The organism is Pseudomonas lactis (assembly GCF_001439845.1).
GTDB lineage: Bacteria > Pseudomonadota > Gammaproteobacteria > Pseudomonadales > Pseudomonadaceae > Aquipseudomonas > Aquipseudomonas lactis.
On sequence record NZ_JYLO01000001.1, the window covers coordinates 206,836 to 230,624 of the forward strand.

General features: G+C 60.2%; 19 protein-coding genes. 7 read left to right on the forward strand and 12 right to left on the reverse strand.

The genetic code is table 11. The features are described from left to right. Positions 1-304: 304 nt before the first annotated feature. Both TX24_RS00830 and fdhD read right to left on the reverse strand, forming a co-directional pair. Positions 305-2,653, reverse strand: coding sequence for an FdhF/YdeP family oxidoreductase (locus TX24_RS00830; protein ID WP_003187701.1), 2,349 nt, complete (start codon positions 2,651-2,653; stop codon positions 305-307). Then, complete coding sequence (fdhD, locus tag TX24_RS00835) at positions 2,650-3,489, reverse strand: formate dehydrogenase accessory sulfurtransferase FdhD (RefSeq protein WP_057709546.1); 840 nt, start codon at positions 3,487-3,489, stop codon at positions 2,650-2,652. The genes TX24_RS00830 and fdhD overlap by 4 nt, the downstream gene beginning before the upstream one ends. 242 nt (positions 3,490-3,731) lie before the next feature. Here fdhD and lysM point away from each other — a divergent pair, with 242 nt between their 5' ends. Beyond that, positions 3,732-4,172 (forward strand): peptidoglycan-binding protein LysM, encoded by a 441-nt coding sequence (gene lysM / locus TX24_RS00840; RefSeq protein WP_003187704.1) that lies wholly within the window; start codon positions 3,732-3,734, stop codon positions 4,170-4,172. Between the two features lie 29 nt (positions 4,173-4,201). Here lysM and yrfG read toward each other — a convergent pair whose 3' ends face one another. Further along, positions 4,202-4,867, reverse strand: a complete 666-nt coding sequence (gene yrfG, locus TX24_RS00845) for a GMP/IMP nucleotidase (protein WP_057709547.1) — start codon at positions 4,865-4,867, stop codon at positions 4,202-4,204. An 87-nt stretch (positions 4,868-4,954) separates the two neighbouring features. Here yrfG and nudE point away from each other — a divergent pair, with 87 nt between their 5' ends. Together nudE and cysQ are read left to right on the forward strand one after the other, a co-directional pair. Next, complete coding sequence (nudE, locus tag TX24_RS00850; protein ID WP_003187708.1) at positions 4,955-5,521, forward strand: ADP compounds hydrolase NudE; 567 nt, start codon at positions 4,955-4,957, stop codon at positions 5,519-5,521. Next, on the forward strand, positions 5,518-6,354 hold the full coding sequence (gene cysQ, locus TX24_RS00855) for a 3'(2'),5'-bisphosphate nucleotidase CysQ (protein ID WP_057709548.1): 837 nt from the start codon (positions 5,518-5,520) through the stop codon (positions 6,352-6,354). Before nudE ends, cysQ begins: the two co-directional genes overlap by 4 nt. A 125-nt stretch (positions 6,355-6,479) precedes the next feature. Here the strand turns inward: cysQ and TX24_RS00860 are convergent, their stop codons facing one another. Genes TX24_RS00860 through rfbB form a run of 7 tightly spaced genes read right to left on the reverse strand, consistent with a single transcriptional unit; the run spans position 6,480 to position 13,549 of the window. After that, positions 6,480-6,935 carry a thioesterase domain-containing protein gene (locus TX24_RS00860; protein ID WP_003187710.1) on the reverse strand — a complete coding sequence of 152 codons (456 nt, stop codon included), beginning with the start codon at positions 6,933-6,935 and terminating at the stop codon, positions 6,480-6,482. Between the two features lie 26 nt (positions 6,936-6,961). Continuing rightward, positions 6,962-8,347, reverse strand: coding sequence for a sigma-54-dependent transcriptional regulator (locus TX24_RS00865; protein WP_003187711.1), 1,386 nt, complete (start codon positions 8,345-8,347; stop codon positions 6,962-6,964). Beyond that, on the reverse strand, positions 8,344-10,152 hold the full coding sequence (locus tag TX24_RS00870) for a sensor histidine kinase (protein WP_003187712.1): 1,809 nt from the start codon (positions 10,150-10,152) through the stop codon (positions 8,344-8,346). The genes TX24_RS00865 and TX24_RS00870 overlap by 4 nt, the downstream gene beginning before the upstream one ends. Before the next feature lie 34 nt (positions 10,153-10,186). Continuing rightward, positions 10,187-11,056: a dTDP-4-dehydrorhamnose reductase gene (rfbD, locus tag TX24_RS00875; protein WP_003187713.1), complete on the reverse strand. Its 870-nt coding sequence runs from the start codon at positions 11,054-11,056 to the stop codon at positions 10,187-10,189. Continuing rightward, the gene (gene rfbC, locus TX24_RS00880; RefSeq protein ID WP_034134665.1) at positions 11,053-11,598 is read right to left on the reverse strand and encodes a dTDP-4-dehydrorhamnose 3,5-epimerase; all 546 of its coding nucleotides are present in this window, start codon (positions 11,596-11,598) and stop codon (positions 11,053-11,055) included. The genes rfbD and rfbC overlap by 4 nt, the downstream gene beginning before the upstream one ends. Beyond that, positions 11,595-12,470 carry a glucose-1-phosphate thymidylyltransferase RfbA gene (rfbA, locus tag TX24_RS00885; protein ID WP_034134666.1) on the reverse strand — a complete coding sequence of 292 codons (876 nt, stop codon included), beginning with the start codon at positions 12,468-12,470 and terminating at the stop codon, positions 11,595-11,597. The genes rfbC and rfbA overlap by 4 nt, the downstream gene beginning before the upstream one ends. Then, positions 12,467-13,549, reverse strand: a complete 1,083-nt coding sequence (gene rfbB / locus TX24_RS00890; RefSeq protein WP_057709549.1) for a dTDP-glucose 4,6-dehydratase — start codon at positions 13,547-13,549, stop codon at positions 12,467-12,469. The genes rfbA and rfbB overlap by 4 nt, the downstream gene beginning before the upstream one ends. Positions 13,550-13,700: 151 nt before the next feature. Here rfbB and TX24_RS00895 point away from each other — a divergent pair, with 151 nt between their 5' ends. The 3 genes from TX24_RS00895 to TX24_RS00905 all read left to right on the forward strand — a co-directional run bounded on the left by TX24_RS00895 (position 13,701) and on the right by TX24_RS00905 (position 18,289). After that, positions 13,701-16,610 (forward strand): aminotransferase, encoded by a 2,910-nt coding sequence (locus TX24_RS00895; protein ID WP_057709550.1) that lies wholly within the window; start codon positions 13,701-13,703, stop codon positions 16,608-16,610. Positions 16,611-16,731: 121 nt separating this feature from the next. Then, positions 16,732-17,838: an agmatine deiminase gene (aguA, locus tag TX24_RS00900; RefSeq protein ID WP_003187722.1), complete on the forward strand. Its 1,107-nt coding sequence runs from the start codon at positions 16,732-16,734 to the stop codon at positions 17,836-17,838. A gap of 235 nt (positions 17,839-18,073) precedes the next feature. After that, complete coding sequence (locus TX24_RS00905) at positions 18,074-18,289, forward strand: hypothetical protein (RefSeq protein ID WP_057709551.1); 216 nt, start codon at positions 18,074-18,076, stop codon at positions 18,287-18,289. Positions 18,290-18,876: 587 nt separating this feature from the next. Here TX24_RS00905 and TX24_RS00910 read toward each other — a convergent pair. Next, positions 18,877-20,952 carry a TonB-dependent receptor gene (locus TX24_RS00910; protein WP_057709552.1) on the reverse strand — a complete coding sequence of 692 codons (2,076 nt, stop codon included), beginning with the start codon at positions 20,950-20,952 and terminating at the stop codon, positions 18,877-18,879. A 408-nt stretch (positions 20,953-21,360) separates the two neighbouring features. On the opposite strand from TX24_RS00910, the gene TX24_RS00915 reads away from it, so the two are divergent. Beyond that, positions 21,361-22,677 carry an OprD family porin gene (locus TX24_RS00915; protein WP_003187728.1) on the forward strand — a complete coding sequence of 439 codons (1,317 nt, stop codon included), beginning with the start codon at positions 21,361-21,363 and terminating at the stop codon, positions 22,675-22,677. A 113-nt stretch (positions 22,678-22,790) separates the two neighbouring features. Here the strand turns inward: TX24_RS00915 and TX24_RS00920 are convergent, their stop codons facing one another. Beyond that, positions 22,791-23,690 (reverse strand): LysR family transcriptional regulator, encoded by a 900-nt coding sequence (locus TX24_RS00920; RefSeq protein ID WP_003187729.1) that lies wholly within the window; start codon positions 23,688-23,690, stop codon positions 22,791-22,793. Between the last annotated feature and the right edge of the window lie 99 nt (positions 23,691-23,789).

Consider the following 23,789-nt stretch of genomic DNA (forward strand, 5'->3'; position numbering starts at 1 on the left):
AGCCGCTGACAATCGAAATCCGACCGGCGGCAGAGGTTGTATACAATTTGCTAAGTTACTGTTTTGTATCGGGAACTTAAGTCGTTTTTACAGGTCTTTAACTACTTCGGAAGGGCCGCTTTTATGCAAAAGCGGCCCTTTTTTTGTGCCTGCAGAATGTGCGGTGATTGTGCTGGCCTCTTCGCGGGCAAGCCCGCTCCCACACGGGGATGGGTTCACAATTGAGAATGTGTGAACCGATCTAATGTGGGAGTGGGCTTGCCCGCGAAAGCGGTAGTTCAAGCAACACATATCTCGGATCAAGTCAGGCCGAGCGCGCCATGATCAACCCACTGTCACTCGCCGCTTCCAAGCGAATCGCAACAAACTTCGACGTTGGCGTATGGCTACCGTCGCCAGTGCTTTCCAATGGCACCAACGGGTTCACTTCCGGGTAGTAAGCCGCCGCCTGACCCGCCGGAATATCAAACGCCAGCAGCGTAAAGCCTTTCACACGGCGCTCACGACCGTCTTCCCACAGCGACACGATGTCTGCCTTCTGCCCCGGCTTGAAGCCCAGGCGGATGATGTCGGCTTCGTTGACGAACAGCACGTCACGCTGGCCTTTGACCCCGCGATAACGGTCGTCCAGGCCATAGATGGTGGTGTTGTACTGATCATGGGAGCGCATCGACTGCATGATCAGGTCCGGCACCCGGCCCGTGGCGTGGGTGCGTTCGTGGATCAGGTCTTTGGGCAAGATGTTCGGGCGGAAGTTGGCGCGGCCCGACGGGGTGTTCCAACGGCGTGCGCCGGCGGAGTTGCCCAGGTAGAAGCCACCTGGGTGTTTGATCTTCTCGTTGAAGTCCTTGAAGCCTGGGATGGTGTCGGCGATCAGGTCGCGGATGCGCCCGTAGTCGGCCACCAGCCAGTTCCAATCCACGGGCTTGCTGCCCAGGGTGGCGGCAGCAATGCCCGCCAGGATCGCCGGCTCGGACTTCATCAGTTTCGACAACGGTTGCAGTTGGCCGTTGGAGCCGTGGACCATGCTGAACGAGTCTTCCACCGTCACCGCTTGCGGGCCGTCGGCCTGAATGTCGATGTCGGTGCGGCCCAGGCACGGCAGGATCAACGCGTCTTTACCGTGCATCAGGTGGCTGCGGTTGAGCTTGGTGCTGATCTGCACGGTCAGGTCGCAATTGCGCAGCGCTTCGAAGGTGCGCGTGCTGTCTGGCGTGGCTTGGGCAAAGTTGCCGCCCAGGCCGATAAAGACTTTGGAGCGGCCTTCAAGCATGGCGTGAATCGCTTCCACCACGTTGTGGCCGTTGTCTCGCGGCACCTGGAACTGGAAACGTCGCTCCAGCGCGTCCAGAAACGCCGCCGGTGGGCGTTCGTTGATGCCCATGGTGCGGTCGCCCTGCACGTTACTGTGGCCACGCACCGGGCACAGCCCTGCGCCTGGGCGGCCAATATTGCCGCGCAGAAGCATCAGGTTGGCGATTTCTTGGATGGTCGGCACCGAGTGTCGGTGCTGGGTAATCCCCATCGCCCAGCACATGATCACATTCTTGCCTTTGGCGTACATGCGCGCCGCTTGCTCGATCTCCACCAGGGTCAGGCCGGACTGCTCGACGATTTCCTCCCAGGAGGTGTCGTCGATCTGGCCCAGGTATTCCAGGACGTTGGCGGTGTGTTCGTTGAGGAAGTCGTGGTCGAACACTGCTTCCTTGCCTTCGGCCAGGGCTTGGCGTTCCCACAGCAGCAGGAATTTGGCCATGCCACGCAAGATCGCCATGTCGCCACCCAATGCCGGGCGGAAGTAGGCGGTGTTGGTTGGCTTGTCGCCGTTGGTGAGCATTTCCAGCGGATGTTGGGGGTGCTGGAAGCGCTCCAGGCCGCGCTCTTTCAGTGGGTTGATACACACCACCTGGGCGCCGCGCTTCACTGCTTCGCGCAGAGGCTCGAGCATGCGTGGGTGGTTGGTGCCGGGGTTCTGGCCCCAGACGAAAATGGCATCGGCATGCTCGAAGTCATCAAAGGTCACGGTGCCTTTGCCCACGCCCACGCTCTGCGCCAGGGCTACACCGCTGGCTTCGTGGCACATGTTGGAGCAGTCCGGGAAGTTGTTGGTGCCATAGGCGCGTACAAACAGCTGGTACAGGTAGGCAGCTTCGTTGCTGGCGCGGCCCGAGGTGTAGAACTCGGCCATGTTCGGGCTGGGCAACGCGTTGAGGTGCTTGCCGACCAGGTCGAAGGCGGCTTCCCAACTGATGGGCGTGTAGCGATCGGTCTGGGCGTCATAGCGCATCGGCTCGGTCAGGCGGCCCTGATATTCCAGCCAATAGTCGCTTTGTTCCAGCAAAGCCGTGACGCTGTGCTTGGCGAAGAAGGCCGCATCGACGCGGCGCTTGGTGGCTTCCCAGTTGACTGCCTTGGCGCCGTTTTCGCAGAACTTGACCATGCCGCTTTCCGGTGAGTCGCCCCAGGCGCAGCCCGGGCAGTCGAAGCCGCCGTTCTGGTTGGTCTTGAGCATCATGCGCAGGTTTTTCAGGGCGTTGTCGCTGGTCAGCCAGGCTTGCGCCACGCTGATCAGGGCGCCCCAGCCACCGGCTGGGCCTTTGTAGGGCTTGTAGCGTGGGGTTGGGGTCTGGTCGGCTTGGTGGTGAAGGCTCATGGCTGGTGCTCCATCGCAGGGCTATAGACCCGTGGCGCGCTTTTTTGCGGCAGGTGGATGAGGTTGAGGTTGTGCCGGCGCGCCCATTGCAGGGCCAGGCCGGTGGGCGACGACAGGCTGACCAGGGTCTGGATGCCCGCGCGTAAAACTTTCTGAATCAATTCCAGGCTGCAGCGGCTGGTAACAATCGCCAGGCCGCCGTCGGTCGGAATCTTTTGGCGGATCAACGCGCCAATCAATTTATCCAGGGCGTTATGCCGGCCGATGTCTTCGCGACCCATCAGCAATTCGCCTTGGTTATTCATAAACACCGCCGCATGCACGGCGCCACTGTGCTGGCCCAGGGGTTGGAATGCACTGATACGCTGGCGCAGGCCGTCGAGCCACTGCGCCGGCGGCAAGGGCGCGCCCGGCAGTACGTGGAGGTCGGGCAATGCTTGCTCTACCGCTTCCACGCCACACAGGCCACAGCCGCTGGTGCCCGCCAATTGGCGACGTTGCTGCTTGAGGTTCCAGAACGCACGGCTGGAAACCTGTACCTGGGCGTACTGGGCTGCGCCTGAACCGCTGATTTTCAGGTCATAAATGTCGTTAACGTCGGTGATAATGCCGCTGCCGAGGCTGAACCCTACAATGAAGTCTTCCAGGTCCGTAGGCGTCACCAGCATCACCGCCTGGCTGATATCGTTATAGGCAATCGCCAACGCCACTTCTTCGGCCAGCGCAGTGCTGGCGACTTCTGTGTGTTCAAGATTGCAATAGTGATAGCTCTGGCTGGCGACGGGCGCGGTCGATTCAAGAGCGGGCGCCGCGCAGTGAGGGCGCTTGGCGTTCATGGGGCAGTACCACCGGCGGATTGATCAGTGTTTAGACTAGGCGCGACAAAGGGTCACGTCTAATCGCCAGTATTGATCTATTGATAGAGGGCGTCGATCAAGGTTCACCGGCGTTTTCGTCGGGCTTATTCCAGGTAGGGTTGATTGGGATACTTTTGAGTCTTTAGCCAGTCTGGAACCCAAGTCGGCAGGACTGGTCTAGTCTTGGGCATCTGGAAATTAAATCCCAAGGAGAGCGCACCATGAGTATTTTTAGCTTTATCAAAGAAGCCGGCGAAAAGATCGTCGACCTGTTGACGCCGGGTAATGCGAACGCCAGTGAGCAGTTGAAGGAGCATGTGAGCAAGGTGGGCCTGGGTAATCCAAACGTGCAGACCACGGTGGATGGCGACAAGGTCACGGTGACCGGTGAAGTGGCCACGCAGGAAGAGAAAGAGAAGATCCTGTTGGCGCTGGGCAACATTGCCGGCGTGGCAAGTGTGGATGACCAGATCACTGTCACTGGCCCTGCGGTTACCGCTGCTCGTTTCGTTGTAGTGAAAAAGGGCGATACCCTCAGCGCGATTTCCCTGGCGGTGTACGGTAACGCCAACCAGTACAATAAGATTTTCGAGGCTAACAAGCCACTGTTGTCGCACCCGGACAAAATCTATCCAGGCCAGACACTGCGTATCCCTGAGTAATACGCAGGATAAAATGAGGAAGCTCGCTCCTACATAAGCCCGGTAATAAGTTCTCGATAATCCCCGACGGCTGCAAATTCTGCGGTGTCCTTTGGTCCTTTCTTGCTATCAGGCTCCTTCACTGCCAGCAAATGACCGACACCGAAATCCCGAGCGCTGCGCAGGATCGGCAATGTGTCATCTATAAACAGGCTACGGGCCGGATCAAACTGGATATCCGCTTGCAAGGCTTGCCAGAATTGCGGGTTCTCCTTGGGAAAACCGTAGTCGTGAGAGCTGATCAATCGCTCGAAATACAGCGCCAGTTCAATGCGTTCCAACTTCAATGACAGCGAATCACGATGAGCGTTGGTGATCATGATCACGCGCTTGCCGGCCTGTTTGATCGCCGCCAGGAACGTATCGGCATCCGGGCGCAGGGCGATCAGGTGGGCGGTTTCCAGTTTGAGTTCGCGCACCGGAATCTTGAGTTCGGTGCTCCAGAAATCCAGGCAATACCATTGCAACTGTCCGGCGTTACGCTCAAACAGCGGTTGCAGCTCCATCTCGGCCATGGCCTGGCTCACACCGTGCAGCTCGGCGTAGCGCTGGGGCAGGTGCTCCATCCAGAAGTGGTTGTCGTAATGCAGGTCGAGCAGGGTGCCGTCCATGTCCAGCAGGACGGTGTCGATGGCGTGCCAGGGCAGAGAGGGCATGGTGGGGTCTCATGTAAGTAAAGATATCCGACACAGACAATCGGAAAAGCCACGGTATAGTAACCCGATCACGCCAAGGAGCCGTTTATGCGCCAGAAACCCACTGTCCTCGCCCGCGAAATAGTTGCCAGTAGCCGTTTGTTCCGCGTGGAGGAAGTGCAATTGCGCTTTTCCAATGGCGTTGAGCGCACCTACGAGCGTCTTGTCGGGCGTGGCACGGGCTACGGCGCCGTGATGATTGTAGCGATGATCGATGAAGATCATGCATTGCTGGTGGAAGAATACTGCGGCGGCACTGACGAATATGAATTGTCATTACCCAAAGGCCTGATCGAGCCCGGCGAGGACGTGCTTGCAGCCGCAGACCGCGAACTCAAGGAAGAGGCCGGCTATGGCGCACGGCAGTTGGAACACATCACCGAGCTGTCATTGTCGCCAGGTTATATGAGCCAGAAAATCCAGGTGGTGTTGGCTACCGATCTTTATGAAGAGTGCCTTGAAGGTGATGAGCCCGAGCCGATGCGGGTAGACCGGGTCAACCTGCGTGAGCTGTCGGCGTTGGCGCAAAACGAGCAATTCAGCGAAGGTCGCGCCCTGGCGGCGCTGTATCTGGTCAGAGACCTGTTGACCCAGCGTGGAGCGTTCAACGCATGAGCGAACTGTTTTTAGGCCATCCGTTTATCGCCCCGGTCATTGAGCTGGCGCGCCAGGCCGGTGAAGCTATCCTGCCGTACTGGCGTGCCGATGTAGCCGTGACCTCCAAGGCGGACGATTCACCCGTGACGGCTGCCGACCTGGCTGCCCACCATCTGATTCTCGCAGGCCTCACCGCGCTGGACCCAAGTATTCCAGTGTTGTCTGAAGAGGACGCCGATATCGATCAGCGTGTGCGTGCCGGCTGGCAGCGCTGGTGGTTGGTGGATCCCCTGGATGGCACCAAGGAATTCATTTCCGGCAGTGAAGAATTCACCGTCAATATTGCCTTGATCGAACAGGGCCGTGTGGTGTTCGGCGTGGTGTCGATACCGACCACTGGCCGTTGCTACTTCGGCGGCGCGGGCCTGGGGGCTTGGCGGTCGGACGTCAATGCCGCGCCCAAGCAGATTCAAGTGCGCCAGACCAGGGCTGCGGGCGAAGCCTTTACCGTGGTGGCCAGCCGTCGTCATACCAGCCCTGAGCAGGAGCGCTTGCTGGAGGGTTTGAGCGAGGGTTTGGGTGAGTTGAAATTGGCGAATATCGGCAGTTCGTTGAAGTTTTGTTTATTAGCCGAGGGCAGTGCCGATTGTTATCCGCGCCTGGCGCCGACGTCGCAGTGGGATACCGCAGCGGCCCAGGGTGTATTGGAAGGGGCGGGGGGCGAAGTGTTGGAGTTGAATGGCAAGCCGTTCAGCTACCCGGCGCGGGAGTCGTTGCTGAACCCGTTCTTTCTGGCATTGCCAGCCAAGGCCGCCTGGCGTGATCGGCTGTTGACCCTGGCCAGATCTTAAGATCACTGCAGAGCAAAATGTGGGAGCGGGCTTGCCCGCGATGGCGGAGTGTCAGTCGTACAGGTATTGGCTGATCCACCGCTATCGCAGGCAAGCCAGCCCACATTAGCTTTATGGAGTGGCTGCTAGCGATGCAGCACGTACTGGCCGGTAAAGACGACGGCATGCTCTTCACTGCCTTCATTCACAATCCACGTCTCCAGCGCCAACCGCGCCCGCCCATAGCGCTGATAGGTCGCCACAAAGCGCTTCCACACCTTCTCCTGCGGCGCCGCGCAAATGGCTGTCGCGTCCTGGGTCACCGGCAGTGGGTAGCTGATCTGCCCTTCCTGAATCACGATGTGCCCGTCCTCAATCCCGGCTTCACGCAGCTTCAGGTGCAGCCAACCCCAACCTGCCAGCACGGCGCCGCAGTAGAGGCTGCCGCCGAACATGGTGCTCTTGTGGTTGATATTGGCTTGCAACGGCAGGTGCAGTTGCAGTTGGTCGTGTTGCCAGTCGAGCACCCTGAGGCCCATTTCCCGGGTGAGTGGGATGTCATGGTGAAGGATGGATTCCAGGTAACGGCTGTCGCGGCTCATGGCGGCCTCTTCGTGGGTGGACGATGTCATTCGTCGTCGGCGCTCTGGCTGGCACTGTCGGCGAAGTTCAGGCCGTGTTTGCGCAGTTTGTCATGCAAGGTTTTGCGCGGCACGCCCAAGGCTTCGGCGAGGCTGCGCACGGAGCTGTGGGGGCGGGTCAGTTCGGCGGCGATCAGGCTTTTTTCGAACTGTTCGACTTGCTCGCTCAGGCCTCCTGGCGTGGAGGTCAGCACGCCGGCGGCGGGATGGTCCTGGGTGTTGTCCAGGGCCAGCTCCAGGCCGAGGGCGAAACGCTCCGCGGCGTTTTGCAATTCCCGCACATTGCCCGGCCAGCTGTGGCGCAGCAACAGCGCGCGCTGGCCCGGTTGCAGTTCGTGCAAGGGCAGGCCGTGACGGCTGCTGGCCTCGTCGGCGAAGTGCTGGAACAGCATCAGCGCATCTTCACCCCGTTCACGTAGCGGTGGGATGCGCAGCGGCGCCACATTGAGGCGGTAATACAAGTCGGCACGGAAACGGCCCTGGTCAGCGGCCTGGCGCAGGTCTTCCTTGGTGGCGGCGATAATGCGGATATCCAGCGGGATCAGCTGATTGCCACCCAGGCGTTCCACTACGCGCTCCTGTAAAAGACGCAGCAACTTGACCTGTACATCCAGGCTCATGCTTTCAATTTCATCCAGAAACAGCGTGCCGCCATTGGCAAACTCGAACTTGCCGATGCGGCGCTTCTGCGCGCCGGTAAACGCGCCGGGTTCATGGCCGAACAGTTCGCTTTCCACCACCGATTCCGCCAGGGCCCCGGCGTTGATCGCCACAAACGGGCCGCTGCGTCGGCTTGAGAGGTCGTGCAGGGCGCGGGCGACGACCTCCTTGCCCGCCCCGGTTTCGCCGAGGATCAGCACATCGGCCTTGGTTGCGGCCAGCGCACCGATTTGCTCGCGCAGGCGCAACATCTGTGGCGAGTGCCCTACCAGGCGCGTGCTCAGTTGCTGGCGGTCGCTGAGGGCCAGGCGCAGGCTGCGGTTGTCCAGTACCAGCCGGCGCAGGGCCAGGGCACGACGCACGCTGTCGAGCAGCGCGTCACTGGCGAAGGGTTTTTCCAGGAAGTCATAGGCACCGGCACGCATGGCCTGCACCGCCAGGGGTACGTCGCCGTGGCCGGTGATCAGCAGCACCGGCAGGTCGGGGTCCTGGCCGTGCAATTCGGTCAACAGTTCCAGGCCGTCCATGCCGGGCATGCGGATGTCGCTGACCACCACGCCCGGCCAGTCGCGGGACAGGCGTGTGGTGAGCCCGTTGGCTTCGCCCAGGGGCAGGACTTTCAGGCCGGCCAGGTCCAGGGTCTGGCACAGGGCCTGACGCAGGTGTGGATCGTCGTCGATCAATACCACCTGAATCGAGTTGTCGATACTCATACACTGCGGTCCTCGGACGGTTGCAGACTGACGCCCGGCGAGCCGGCACGCAATTTCAAGGTTAACAGCGCGCCGCCTTCCTTGTGGTTGGCAAACGACAGTTCGCCGCCAAAGGCGCGCATCAGGGTGTCGCAGATCGCCAGGCCCAGGCCCAGGCCTTGGGTGCGCGTCTTGGTGGTGTAGAAAGGCTCGCTGGCGCGGCCCAGGGCTTCCATGCAAAAGCCCGGGCCGTTGTCGCGAATATACAAGTTGACGCCTTGGGGCGTGGTTTCGGCACTCAGCCACAGTTTGCGTGGCGGGCCTTTTTCGGTGAGGGCGTCCAGAGCATTGGCCAGCAAGTTACCCAGCACCTGGCGCAGGCGAGTTTCACCTGCCTGCACCCACAAGGTCGCCTCTGGCAGGTCGCGGATCAACTCCACCTCCATCGAACGCCGACGCTTGGCCAGCAATGCCAGGGCGTCGTCGAGCGCCGGTTGCAAAGCCACGCTCTCCGGCGCATGCCGGTCGCGGCGGGCGAATGCGCGCAGGTGGGCGATGATCGAGGCCATGCGCCCGGTCAATTCGCTGATCAGCTTGAGGTTGCCGCGGGCGTCGTTGGTGCGCTCATGGTCGAGCAGGATTTCGGCGTTTTCGGCATAGCTGCGAATCGCCGCCAGTGGCTGATTCAATTCATGGCTGATACTCGCCGACATGGTGCCCAGCGCCGAGAGTTTACCGGCCTGGACCAAGTCGTCCTGGGCGCGCACCAGTTCTTGCTGGGCATGCTCGCGCTCCAGCACTTCCTGTTTCAGGCGCCGGTTCAGGCCCTCCAGGTCGCTGGTACGCTCGGCCACGCGCATCTCCAACTCGCGGCGGGCCTTGGCTTCGAAGGCGATGCGTTCCAGGTAGTGCCGGCGGCGCTGCATCAGCAACCCCAGCAACAGCATCAGCACCAACAACGTGGCGCCGCCTACGGCGACGACCGTGCGCACCGGACGGTTGATCAGCGAGCGCGGCGCGAGGATTTCCACGTTCCAGCCGGTTTCGGCGATGGCCGTGGATTGGCGCAGCCAGGCGCTGCTGCTGAGGCTCAGCGGCTGCGGGTCGCGGGTGGGGTAGGGCTGGATGGCAACGATGGCCTCGCGTTCTTCGGCAGTCAGTGGCCGAGTGGCGCGGAATCGCCATTGCGGGCGTGAGGTGAGGATCACCACGCCGTTATGGTCGGTGACCAACAGTTGTTCCGGGGTATTGCCCCAGAGGCTTTCGGTGTGGTCCAGGTCGACCTTCACCACCAGCACGCCGATGATGGTGTCGCCGTCACGTACCGCGGCAGCGAAGAAGTAGCCGCGCTTGGCCGAGGTGGTGCCCAGGCCGAAGAAGCGCCCCAGGCGCCCTGCCATGGCCTCGCTGAAATACGGACGGAAGGAGAAGTTGCGCCCGACAAAGCTGTCTTGTTTGTCCCAGTTGGACGCGGCGAGGGTCTTGCCGGTGGTGTCCATCAAATACATCACCTCTACCCCGGCCTGGGCGGCGACGTCCTTGAGCAACTGGTTGGCACTGACCAGGTGGGTGCTGACGTGGGGCGCGTCCAATGCGGTGCGCAGGGCCGGCAAGTCACCGAGGATTTGCGGCAGTATTTCGTAGCGATGCAGGGTGCCCAACAAGTTGGCGACGTAGAGGTCGAGGGTCTGGCGGTTTTGCCCGGCCAGCTCGCTGCGGTAATAGCGCTCGGCCAAATGCTCCAGCGGCCACAACAGCGGCGCCAGGCACAGAGCCAGCAGGGCTAGGCTGCGCCAGCGGGGTCTTCGCGCAAGAGGTGGGGTCATGGAAGTCGCGCCTGTGGGTACAGGCGCATTATGCCTAGTGCTGCTGTGCAAGACACTCGTGCAATGCGTCCTGCCACTGTGGCTGGCTGACGTGCCATTGCTGTTGCAGGCGCGTGCAGTCCAGGCGCGAGTTCAGCGGGCGCTTGGCGGGGGTCGGGTAGGCGCTGGAAGGGATCGGTTCCAGCTCGGCGCAGGCCTTGCCTTCGGCGCGCAGTTGCTCGCCAATCGCCTCGGCAAAACCGAACCACGAGGTTTCACCCTGGGCAGTGAGGTGGTAAACGCCCCAATCCCCTGCCTTACCGGCCTGCCACTGCTCGATCAGCACACGGGTGCTGTTGGCGATAGTCCCGGCCCAGGTCGGCGCACCGATCTGGTCGGCCACGATGCGCATCTGCGGTTTTTCCTGCAGCAGGCGCTGCATGGTCAGCAGGAAATTCTTGCCATGGCTCGAATAGACCCAACTGGTACGCAAGATCAGGTACTGGCCACCTACAGCCGCAATCGCCTGCTCACCCGCCAGCTTGCTCTGGCCGTAGACACCCAATGGGTTGGGCGTGTCGTCTTCGGTGTAGGCGGCAGGTTTGCTGCCGTCGAACACGTAGTCGGTCGAGTAATGGATCAGCGGGATACCCAGCGCCTTGGCTTCCTCGGCGAGGATGCCGGGGGCGATGGCATTGATGGCAAACGCAGCGTCCGGTTCGCTCTCGGCCAGATCGACGGCGGTGTGGGCCGCCGCGTTGATGATCAGGCCAGGGCGATGGGCGCGCACTTGTTGGCGGATAAGGTCTGCGTCTGCCAGGTCAAGCTGGTCGCGGCCCAGGACGATAAGTTCGCCCAGGCCCTGGAGCCGCTGTTGCAGCTCCTGGGAGACTTGGCCGTGTTGGCCGGTGATGAGGATTTTCATGGGAACAAGTCAGCGTCCATCAGCAGTTTACCGACCTGATCCTTGGCGGAGAGTTGCGGCGGTTCGGCCAGCTCCCAGTCGATAGCCAGCGTCGGGTCATTCCAGAGAATGCTGCGCTCGGCGCTTGGCTGGTAGTAGTCGGTGGTTTTGTACAGGAATTCTGCGTACTCACTCAATACCACGAAACCATGGGCGAAGCCTTCCGGCACCCAGAGTTGGCGATGGTTCTGTGCCGACAGGCGGACACCCACCCACTGGCCAAAGTTGGGTGAGCTGCGACGGATGTCGACCGCTACGTCCAACACTTCACCGTAGGTGACACGTACCAGCTTGCCTTGAGTGTGTTCAAGCTGATAGTGCAAACCTCGCAGCACGCCTTTTTGCGAGCGTGAGTGATTGTCCTGCACGAAATTACGCTTGAGCCCGGTGGCCGCTTCAAAGGCGCGCGCATTGAAACTTTCGTAGAAGAAACCGCGTTCGTCGCCGAATACCTTTGGCTCGAGGATGAGTACGCCGGGTAGTGTGGTTTCAACTACATTCACTGGGTCTCTCCGGCAAGCGAGTAGAGGTATTGGCCATAGCCGGTCTTGCCAAAGTACTTGGCGCGCTCCAGCAGATAGTCACGATCGATCCAGCCGTTTTCGTAGGCGATTTCTTCCAGGCAGGCCACTTTCAAGCCTTGGCGGTGCTCGATGGTCTGAACGTAGGTCGAGGCTTCCAACAGGCTGTCATGGGTGCCGGTGTCGAGCCAGGCGAAACCACGACCGAAGCGTTCAACGTGTAGATCGCCACGCTGGAGGTAGGCATTGTTGACGTCGGTGATCTCCAACTCGCCGCGTGGCGACGGCTTGACCGCCTTGGCGATCTTGATCACGTCGTTGTCGTAGAAGTACAGGCCGGTCACCGCGTAGTGGGACTTGGGTTTAGCCGGTTTTTCTTCGATGGACAGGGCGCGGCCTTCGCTATCGAAGTCAATCACACCGAAGCGCTCAGGGTCTTTGACCCAGTAGCCGAACACCGTGGCGCCCGAAGGACGTTCGGCGGCGGTGCGCAGTTGCTCGCCGAAATGCTGGCCGTGGAAGATGTTGTCCCCCAGGATCAAGCACACAGGGTCATCGCCAATGAACTCTTCGCCGATGATAAATGCCTGGGCCAGGCCGTCCGGCGAAGGCTGCTGCGCGTAGGTGAAGCGCACGCCGAACTGGCTGCCATCGCCCAGCAGGTTCTGGTATTGCGGCAAGTCCACTGGCGTGGAGATCACCAGAATATCCTTGATCCCGGCCAGCATCAGTACCGAGATCGGGTAGTAAATCATCGGCTTGTCATACACCGGCAACAACTGTTTGGACACGCCCAGGGTAATGGGGTGCAAACGCGTGCCGGAACCGCCGGCCAATACAATTCCCTTCATCATGCGATCAAATCCTTCACGTCAGTATTGCCCAGTCGTTCACCTTGATAACTACCGTCCTGGACCCTGCGGCACCATTCCAGGTTATCGAGGTACCACTGCACGGTTTTGCGCAGGCCGGTCTCGAAGGTTTCTTCCGGGACCCAGCCCAGTTCGCGTTCGATCTTGCTGGCGTCGATGGCGTAGCGTTGGTCGTGGCCTGGGCGATCCTTGACGAAGGTGATCAGGTCGGTGAATTTCTCCACGCCGGCTGGGCGTTGTGGCGCCAGTTCTTCCAGCAGGGCGCAAATGCCACGTACCACGTCGATGTTTTTCTGTTCGTTGTGGCCGCCGATATTGTAGGTCTCGCCCACAACCCCAGTGGTCACCACTTTGAGCAGTGCACGGGCGTGATCCTCGACGAACAGCCAGTCACGCACCTGCAGACCATCGCCATACACCGGCAGTGGCTTGCCCGCCAGGGCGTTGAGAATCACCAGCGGGATCAATTTTTCAGGAAAGTGGAACGGCCCGTAATTGTTCGAGCAGTTGGTCAACAGCACTGGCAGGCCATAGGTGCGCTGCCAGGCGCGTACCAGGTGGTCAGACGCTGCCTTGCTCGCGGAATACGGCGAGCTCGGTGCGTACGGCGTGGTCTCGGTGAAGAGGTCGTCCACGCCGTGCAGGTCGCCATACACCTCGTCAGTGGAGATGTGGTGGAAACGGAACGCGCTTTTTGCCGGCTCTGCCAGCTTCTGCCAATAGGCGCGCGTGGCTTCCAACAGGCTGTAGGTGCCAACGATGTTGGTCTGGATAAAATCCGACGGACCGTCAATGGAGCGGTCCACATGGGACTCGGCCGCCAAGTGCATGATCGCATCAGGTTCGAAGCGTGCGAGTACGCCGCTGACGGTGGCCTGGTCGATGATATCGGCCTGGACAAACTCATAGCGGCTGTTGGACGCGATGCTGGCCAGCGACTCGAGGTTGCCGGCGTAAGTCAGCTTGTCCAGGTTGAGCACTTCATGCTCAGTGTGTTGAATCAAGTGCCGGATCAGGGCCGAGCCAATAAATCCGGCACCGCCGGTGATGAGAATGCGCATGTCGAGGGCCTTTTCCTTAGACGGACACTGGGCGAAAGTAGCATAGCTTGAGTTGTGAATCGGGCCGGCGCAAGCACCGTGAGTAGAAGGGGTTGATTAACGCCACAGAACAATGGCGATATAGACGCCTGAAAAAACAAAGGTCGTCACAATGTCGTTAGCCACGTTGACCCACCGTGCCAGCTTGCCTTGCCCACAAGTCACCCCCGAACAGGCCGCATGCCTGCTCGATCGACACTATGGATTGACGGGCAAATTACGCTCATTGGGCAGTCAACAAGACCTCAACTACAGAATTGACAGCACGCAGGGCCGTTTCGTTCTGAAAGTCTGCCGGGGTGACTACGCCGCGGTTGAACTCCAGGCCCAGCACGCGGCCCTCAACAGCCTGGGCACGCATCCCGGCCTGCGCGTGCCCAAGGTTATCCAGACCGTAGAAGGTGAAGAGTTGCTGACGGTCAACGTCGATGACCAAACCCTGCACCTGCGGCTGTTGGACTATATCGACGGCCAACCCCTGACGCATTTGCCCCACCTGAGCCGCACCGTGATCGAAGGCTTTGGTGAGCTGTGCGGGCAAATGAGCAACGCGCTGGCAGGTTTCGAACACCCTGGCCTGGAGCGCACCCTGCAATGGGACCCGCGCCACGCGCAGGCATTGATCAACCACCTGCTGGCAACCTTGCCCGACCTGCCGCAGCGTGCTGCTTTGGAGCAGGTGGCCAGGCAGGTCGAAGCGCATGTCCAGCCGTTGGCGGCACACCTGCCGTGGCAGGCGGTGCACATGGATATCACCGATGACAACGTGGTGTGGCAGCGTGATGCCCAGCGGCACTGGCGTATACAAGGCGTGATCGATTTTGGCGATCTGGTGCGTACCTGGCGAATTGCCGACCTGTCGGTGACCTGCGCGGCGCTTTTGCACCATGCCGACGGTGATCCGTTTGCCCTCTTGCCGGCGATCCAGGCCTGCCACGCGGTCACGCCCTTGCAGCGCGAAGAGTTAGAGGTGCTGTGGCCGTTGATCGTCGCTCGCGCGGCAGTGTTGGTGCTCAGCAGTGAGCAGCAGCAACGCCTGGACCCGGATAACACTTATCTAAAGAAAAACGCCGAGCACGAGTGGGAAATTTTCGATATCGCCACGTCGGTGTCCTTTGAGCTGATGCAAGCGGCGATTCTGCGCAGCGTCGGCGAAACATTACCGTCCGTCGCCAACCACGACTTCGCGCCTTTATTGCCAGGTTTGGTGGGTCGCGAGTTCGCCCTGATCGACCTGGGCGTACTCAGCCCGCATTTCGAGGCAGGCAATTGGGAAACTCCCGGCATAGATCGGCGCTTGCTGGATGAAGCGGCGACGGTGCATGGGCTGGCGGCCAGTCGTTATGGGCAATACCGCTTGTCGCGCACCCGTCCCGACAGTGCGGTGGAGCCCGAGACCTTCCCCCTGCATGTCGAGCTGCATCTGCCCCACGGCACGGTTTTGGAGGCGCCCTTTGCGGGAACGCTGCGCGAAGGCACCGACGGCTTACTGTGCATGCATAGCAGTGGGCTGAGCCTGCGCTTGTGGGGCGTGCGAACATCACTCAAGCCCGGTGCAACGCTGGTGAAAGGGCAGGTGCTGGGCGAGGTTCATGGGCCGTTGACCGTGCAGTTATGCCGCGCCGACCTTGAGCCACCGCTGTTCTGCACACCTTCCCGGGCGTTGGCATGGCAGGCGTTGTGCCCGTCACCCGCGGCGCTGTTGGGCCTGGCCTGTGATGCTGAGCCGGAACTGGACCCAGAGGCCCTGCTGGCCCGGCGGGATGCCAGCTTTGCCCGCTCCCAGAAGCACTACTACGCCGACCCACCGCGTATCGAGCGCGGCTGGCGTAACCACCTGATCGATATGCAGGGCCGATCCTACCTCGACATGCTCAACAACGTGGCCGTGCTGGGCCATGGCCACCCGCGCATGGCTGAGGTGGCGGCTCGGCAATGGTCGTTGCTCAACACCAACTCGCGCTTTCACTATGCGGCAATTGCCGAGTTCTCCGAGCGCCTGCTGGCGTTGGCGCCACAGGGCATGGACCGGGTGTTCCTGGTCAACAGCGGCACGGAGGCCAATGACCTGGCGATTCGTTTGGCCTGGGCCTACAGCGGCGGGCGCGACATGCTCAGCGTGCTGGAGGCCTACCACGGCTGGTCGGTGGCGGCGGATGCCGTGTCCACCTCGATTGCCGATAACCCCCAGGCCTTGAGCAGCCGCCCGGATTGGGTACACCCGGTGACGGCGCCCAATACCTACCGCGGTGAGTTCCGCGGGCCGGCCAGTGCGCCGGACTATGTACGAAGCGTGGAGCATAACCTGGCGAAAATCGCCGCGAGCCGGCGTCAATTGGCCGGGTTCATCTGCGAGCCGGTGTACGGCAATGCCGGCGGCATCTCCCTGCCAGCGGGTTACCTGCAACAGGTATATGGCTTGGTCCGTGCCCAGGGTGGCGTGTGCATCGCCGACGAAGTGCAGGTGGGTTACGGCCGCATGGGGCATTTCTTCTGGGGGTTTGAACAGCAGGGTGTGGTGCCCGACATCATCACCATGGCCAAAGGCATGGGCAACGGCCAGCCGTTGGGCGCGGTGATCACCCGTCGAGAAATTGCCGAGGCACTGGAGGCCGAGGGTTACTTCTTCTCGTCATCCGGAGGCAGCCCGGTCAGCTGCCGGATCGGCATGGCAGTGCTGGACGTGATGGAGGAGGAAAAACTGTGGGAAAACGCCCAAGTGGTAGGCGGGCATTTCAAGGCACGACTGGAGAAATTGATCGACCGCCACTCACTCGTCGGTGCTGTACACGGTTCGGGATTCTATCTGGGCCTTGAACTGGTGCGTGATCGCCATACCCTCGAACCTGCGACGGCAGAAACCGCCTTGTTGTGTGATCGTCTGCGTGAGTTGGGGATTTTCATGCAGCCTACGGGGGATTACCTGAATATCCTCAAGATCAAGCCGCCGATGGTCACTTCCCGGCGCAGCGTGGATTTCTTTGTCGACATGCTGTCGAAAGTGCTGGATGAGCAACTGTGATTTATCGATGGTTATCGGCTATTTGTTGCAGAACTGAGCACCTATCGTATTTTTAGGCTGTTAAAGCCGATTTTTATCCATTATAAAGTTGCCCTTCACCCCATTCGGAGCCCTGATCGCCATGACCACCTTGCACAGCACACCTCGCGCCGATGGCTTTCACATGCCTGCCGAATGGGCGCCCCAGACTCAGACCTGGATGATCTGGCCCGAGCGCCCAGACAACTGGCGCCTGGGCGGCAAGCCTGCGCAGGCGGCCCATGTGGCGGTGGCCAAGGCCATCGCGCGGTTTGAGCCGGTGACCGTCGCGGTTTCCGCCGGCCAGTACGAAAACGCCCGTGCCCGCCTGGACGTGCCCAATATCCGCGTGGTGGAAATGTCCAATGACGACGCCTGGGTTCGCGACACCGGCCCGACTTTCGTGATCAACGGCAGTGGTGAAGTACGGGGTGTGAACTGGGACTTCAACGCCTGGGGTGGTTTTGACGGCGGCCTGTATTCGCCGTGGAACCGCGATTCCCAGGTGGGAGGCAAGATCCTCGAGATGGAGCGCACACCGCGTTACCGCACTGAAGGCTTTGTGCTTGAAGGCGGTTCGATTCATGTCGACGGCGAAGGCACACTGATCACCACCGAAGAGTGCCTGTTGAACCGCAACCGCAACCCGCACCTTGATCGTGCGGCCATTGAGGCGGTGCTCAGCGATAACCTAGCTGTGGATAAGATCATCTGGTTGCCGGACGGCCTGTTCAACGACGAAACCGACGGCCATGTGGATAACTTCTGCTGCTACGTGCGTCCGGGCGAAGTGCTGTTGGCCTGGACCGACGACCCGCAAGACCCGAACTACCCACGCTGCCACGCAGCCATGGATGTGCTGCAAAGCAGCACCGATGCCCAGGGTCGCTCGTTCATCGTGCATAAAATGCCGATCCCGGGTCCGCTGTATGCCACTGAGGAGGAATGCGCCGGGGTAGATTTGGTTGATGGCAGCCAGGAGCGTAATCCGACCGTGCGGTTGGCCGGTTCCTACGTCAACTTCCTGATCGTCAACGGCGGCATCATCGCGCCGAGCTTCGATGACCCGTTGGACGACCAGGCCAAGCAAATCCTGCAGAATCTGTTCCCACAGCATGAAGTGGTGATGGTGCCGGGTCGCGAACTGTTACTGGGCGGGGGCAATATCCATTGCCTGACCCAACAGCAGCCCGCCCCGCAGCGAAAGTGAGTGCAGTTGTAACAGCGCCTTGATGGCGTAGGAGCACTGCGCCCTTGCGGTGCTCCCCGCAAGCCCGCGACCCAGCCCGGTCGCGGGCTTTTTCATGCCTGTATGCCAATGAACAGGGCACATTGGCATAGCTCTTGTATCGCTGTGGTTACAGTGGCCCAAGGGGGATGACCGCGCAGTTCTGTCACAAACCTTGAGTAAGTTAGCCGCTCACGCAGCAGGAGAGAGCGCTGAAATGAATGCCGATGTCCACCTGATGAACACGCGTACGTTCCACCCTTTGCGGGTCGACGGTGACGCCATCCTTGCGCTGGCCCTCTGGTTGAAGGCAAACGGCTCGCGACAGGTCAGGCAAGCGCCTGACTTGCGCAGCGTGATGAGTGAGCGCTACCCGGTGGGGTTGTTCACGGAGGATGAGGTGCAGGCGTTGTGCGAGTTGATGAGCAACTGACAGAGCGCCGAAATCTAAATGTGGGAGCTGGCTTGCCTGCGATAACCATAGGTATCTACACAATTTTGTAGGTTGTAGCAGCCGACGGGGTAACTACGATGCGAAGCGAGTCGCTCTTGATCTTGCTCTTGCTCTGCTTTTGATCTTAGGCGCCCCGTCAAACCACGCTGGCGAATTACGGGCACACCGAGCCCAAGCGAGGTGCCGAGTGGTGGGGCAAGAGCGTTTTGCTTACTTTGGCCTGGGCCGGCATCCCGGCTTTTGCAAAGTGAGCCGCCGTCAGGGCTGAACCCTAAGTGGCCGTTACCGCAGGAATGGATATGTACAGGGTCCACCTGTGTTGACCGTCAGGCAGTCTTCGCAGACAAGCCAGCTCCCACAGTTTGATCGCGGGGCGTCCGGTAGATAAGCATCGGCTGTCCGGTCGTCACGGGAGCAAGCTCCCTCGCCACAGGTCCAGCGTCGTACCGAAGTTGTGTAGATACCTATGCTGCGATAGCGGTGTATCAGCCGACAGAGGGGGTGCTGGCCCACCGCAATCGCAGGCAAGCCAGCTCCCACACAAGCCGTATTTCACATGAGCTTTGTCAGAAGCTGTAGGTACCGGTAACCACCAGACTTCGCGGCTCACCCGGTTGAATCTGCGCCGCACTGGTCGCCGAGGCGTAGTAGTTTTTGTCGGCGATATTGTTCAGTGCTGCCCGCACGTCCCATTCTTTCTGACGGAACCCGGCCAGCGCGTCCCAGCGGCCATAACCCGGCAACACCACGGTGTTGAGGTTGTCGGCATATCGATCACCCACCAGGGTCAAACCGGTTTCCGCGTACCAGCCCATCTGCGGTTTCCAGGTGATGAACAGGCTGGCGTTGCGCTTGGCCACGTCGCTGATTCGTTTGCCTTCAAAGCCATTGTTGTCCTTCTCGACCTTGGCGTCCTGCAGGCCCACGCCGCCGCGCACATACCAGTTGTCGACGATCTTGCCGGTGGCGGTCAGTTCCACGCCGCGTGAGCGTTGCTCGCCGGTGAGCAGGGTAATGGTGCGGTCCAGCGGGTCGGTGGTGCGGCGGTTGTAGAGCTCCAGTTCGTACACGGCCAGGGTGGTGCTCAGGCGCTCGTCGAACCAGTCGCTCTTCACGCCGATTTCCTTTTGCTTGGTCAGCTCCGGGCTCAGGTCGTTGGCGTTGCCGGTGGCGTTCGGCGTGATGCCGATCAGGCCGCCGCCGGCTGGCGAGAAGGTCTTGCTCCACGAGGCATAGAACGAGTGGTGCTCCAGAGGCGTCCACACCAGGCCGACGCGCGGGCTGGTGCTGTGGCTTTTCACGTTCTGTTGGATGTCGAGCAGCTTGTTGGTGGTGTCCACTTCGAAACGGTCGTAACGCAGCCCGCCCAGCAGTTGCCACTGGTCGTTCAAGCGCAGTTGGTCCTGCACATACAGGGCGCGGCTTTCGACTTCAGTGTGGTTGTTACTCGACAGTCGCATGCTGCCGGTGTGGCTCAGGCGGCGATTAGGCTGGTTGAGGTCCAGGCTCGGCACTGTCCTGCCATCCCGAGCGGAGTACAGCTTCGGATCGCGGCGCTGGCTGCCCAGCTCAATGCCGGTGAGCAAGCGGTGCTCCAGGCCAAAGGTGTCGAAACCGCCTTCCAGCTCCAGGTTGTTGAACACGTTGCGGGTGGTCAGGTCCTGCTGCCAGTGTTGGCGGGTGACGCTGTTGGTTTTCGGCTCGTAACCGGTCTGGTAGGTATTGTCGAAATCACTGTCGAGCTTGAACACGCCGAGGGTATGGCGCAGTTGCCAGTCGGCATTGAGCTCGTAGGCGAGTTTGGAACGCAGGGACTGGGACTTATCGTCGATGTAATCGCCGTGATCAAAGTAAGTGGTGCTGCGGCTCACATCCGCCGGGCGCCCGTTGACGCCCGGAATGCCACGGTCTGGGGTGCGGTTGTAGCGGCTGTATTCGTATTGCACCAGCCAGTTCAGCTCTGGAGTGAGCTGCCAGCTCATCGATGGCGCGAACAACTGGCGGTTGCCGCTGACGCCATCGCGAAAGCTGTTGTTGTCCTGGTTGCCCATGTTCAGGCGCAGGCTGATGTTGTCGGTGGGGTCGGTGCTCAGGTCGGCATACAGGCTGCGCAAATCGTTGCTGCCGCCTTGGGCTTCGATACTGGACTTTTGCCCTGGGGTGGGCATTTTGCTCACCCGGTTGACGATCCCGCCCTGGCCGCCTCGCCCGTAAAGCACGGCGGCCGGCCCCTTGAGCACTTCGATACGCTCGATGTTATGCAGGTCGCGCACGTACTGGCTGTCGTCGCGAATGCCATCCAGATAGAAGTCATTGCTGGCGTCGAAGCCGCGTATGCGCAGGCTGTCAAAGCGTGTATCGGCGCCGCTGCTGACGTTGGGGATACCGCTCAAGGCCTGGCCCAGGTCGTTGGTGCCATAGGAGCGCAGGCTTTCGGTTTTGACTGAGTCGATCGCCTGGGGCACATAGCGAACGGCCGTCGCGGTACGTGTGGCGGTGCTGGTTTCCTTGACCCGTGGGTCGTCTTCGTCTGCTTCCACACTGATCGAGGTTTCAGGCAAGACTGTGGCCGCACCGGCAAAACCGGCAGACAGCAGAACAGAGAGCCCAAGGGAGAGGGGCGTCAGGCGAGGGGCAGGCATGGGAGTGTATCCAAATGACGTGGCAGGAAAATTGTGCGTGAATGGTAATGCTTTGCATTTGCGCGCGTTATCTATTCCCTAATGCCTACCCTGTAGGATTTGTTACTTAATGTGTTTCGAGGGGGTTTCAAGGCGCTTTTCAGGCTTTCATCCCCGCGCCTTCGCTCGCCGCTTAGACGAATATCGCCTAAATACAGACGATTCACGAAATTGACACATAGTTCAACGCCCGCATAGGATTGCGCCCAACGCCTGTGGCTAACCACCATGACTAATCCAATAAAAAAAGGCCCGCGGCAGTTCAGTCGTCCGCGGGCCTTCTTTTTGCCGGCAAAGTCGACACCAGAAAAAGCAATAGGAGCCTGGTGTCACAGCGCGTACTCAACCCGTAATAAGGAATATAAGAAAATGTTGAAGCAACGGATGAGTCTGATCGCTCTGGGGATTTTGAGCGCATCGACAGCAATGGCAAACGACCAGGAGCAATCCAAGGGGTTTGTTGAAGACAGCCACCTGAACATCGCAGCACGTAATGCCTACATCAGCCGTGACAAAAAAAATGGCGAGAAGGACAAGGCTGAATGGGGCCAAGGCTTCATCGGCAAGTTCGAGTCCGGCTTCACCCAAGGCACCGTGGGTGTGGGTGTGGATGTGATTGGCCAATACGCTATCCGCCTGGACGGTGGTAAAGGTCGCGCTGGCGCCGGCGGCATCGACTTCTTCAAGCAGGGCAACGGCACTGTTGATGACAACGGCCAGCGAAACCCAGGCTCGGCACCACACGACCTGGCCAAAGGCGGCGCTGCCGTGAAGTTCCGCGTTTCCAACACTGTACTCAAGTACGGTGATCAGTTCCCGGCTGTGCCTGTGCTGCAGTACGACAACTCTCGCCTGTTGTCGGAAACCTACACCGGTACTTCGATCGTCTCTAAAGAGATCGCCGGTCTGCAACTGGACGCGGGTCATTTCACCAAAGAAGCGCGCAAGAGCATGGAAGGCACCGACAGCGGCCGCCTGAAAAGCATCGACTACATTGGTGGTAGCTACAAATTCACCGAAAGCCTGTCGGCTGCCCTGTACGCCTCCGACATGCAGGACGTGCTGAAGAAGCAGTACGTCAACGTCAACTACGTGCTGGCCCTGCCAGAGAAGCAGTCGCTGACGTTTGACTTCAACGGCTACAAAACCAAGCTGGACCGCAGCTTCGCCCTGGAAAACCAAGGTGATGCGGACGCTCGCGACAACAAGATCTGGAGCCTGGGCGCTACTTGGGCCGTTGGCGCGCACAGCTTCACCCTCGCTCACCAGCGCAGCACCGGTGACACCGGCTACCTGTACGGTGGCTACCGCAACGCTGGCGGCATTGGCGACGGTGGCAATACCATCTTGCTGGCCAACTCCTACTGGTCCGACTTCAACGGCAAGGACGAGCGCTCCTGGCAAGCAGGTTATGGCATCGACTTCGCCACCTTCGGCGTACCGGGCCTGACCTACAACATTGCCTACGTGCGCGGCACCAACATCGACGACGGCACTGGCCGTGGCGATGGCACCGAGCGTGAAATCTGGAACCAGTTCAAGTACGTGGTACAGAGTGGCCCAGCCAAAGACCTGAGCCTACGTGCTCGCGCCTCGTGGTTGCGCGTTTCCAACAACGCCAGCAACTACAACACAGGCGGTAACGAAATCCGTCTGTTCGCCGACTACCCGATCAACGTTTTCTAATTGATCGAATGTCGTGCCTGATGCCAGGCAATAAAAACCCCGACTGGTTCGGGGTTTTTTATTGCGCGCCGGCTAAGCGGGTGACCTGGAGGTGCACATACGCCACCCGCTTATTATTCGTTCAAGGCGCTGTTAAATAGCTGACTGTGCATAAAGTCTATGAAGACTCGCAGCCTCAGTGAAAGGTGTTTGCTGGAAGGCCATACAAGCCGAAAGACTCCGGTATGAACCGTATAGTCCGTCAGCACTTGCACCAATTCGCCGTTCTTGATGGATTGGGTCGTCATGAAATCAGGCAGGCAGGCAACGCCCAAACCTGAACGAGCCACATCGACAATCACTTCAGTCGTGTTGCACACCATTGTTTGAGGCAGCTCGAAATCCGGCTCTCCAGCCGCAACGCGTAAAGGCCAAGGTTCCACTTTTCCCGTCGAAGGAAACTTGTGCAGCAGGCATGAATGCATGGCCAGATCCGCTGGGCGTTTGGGTACTCCATACGCTGCGAGATAGGCTGCAGACGCCACAATCTGCAGCTGGAAGCCCCCCAGCCGTTTAGAAATCAGCCGCGAATCAGTGGGCTCGCCTGTGCGTAACACGGCGTCAAAACCTTCCTCGATAACGTCGACCATGCGATCAGAAAAGTCGATGTCGAGTTCTATTTCCGGGTAGGTGCGCATGAACTGAATGATTGCCGGCATGACGAGGCCGCTGACGAGAGGCAGGCTGATTCGCAATTTGCCCCTCGGTTTTTCACGTGCGTTGCTCAGCTCCATTTCTGCAGCTTCAAGCTCTGAAAGTATTCGTCGACAGCGTTCAAGAAACAGTGAGCCTTCCAGCGTCAGGGCGATGCTTCGCGTGTTGCGCTGGAAAAGACGTACCCCGAGCCTGTCCTCCAGCCGACCGATACTTTTACCGACGCCCGACGAAGAGATGCCCAATCGTTTCCCTGCCTGGGTAAAGCTTCGAGTCTCAGCCACCAATACAAATAATGAAATGCTGCCAAGCGACTCCAACGGATGGCCCTCACTGCGGACACAAGAGTCCGATATGTTCGGATTATAGGCCTGTTTTTGTTTGCAGACGCAAGCCCTAACCTTTGGATGGGCCGATCA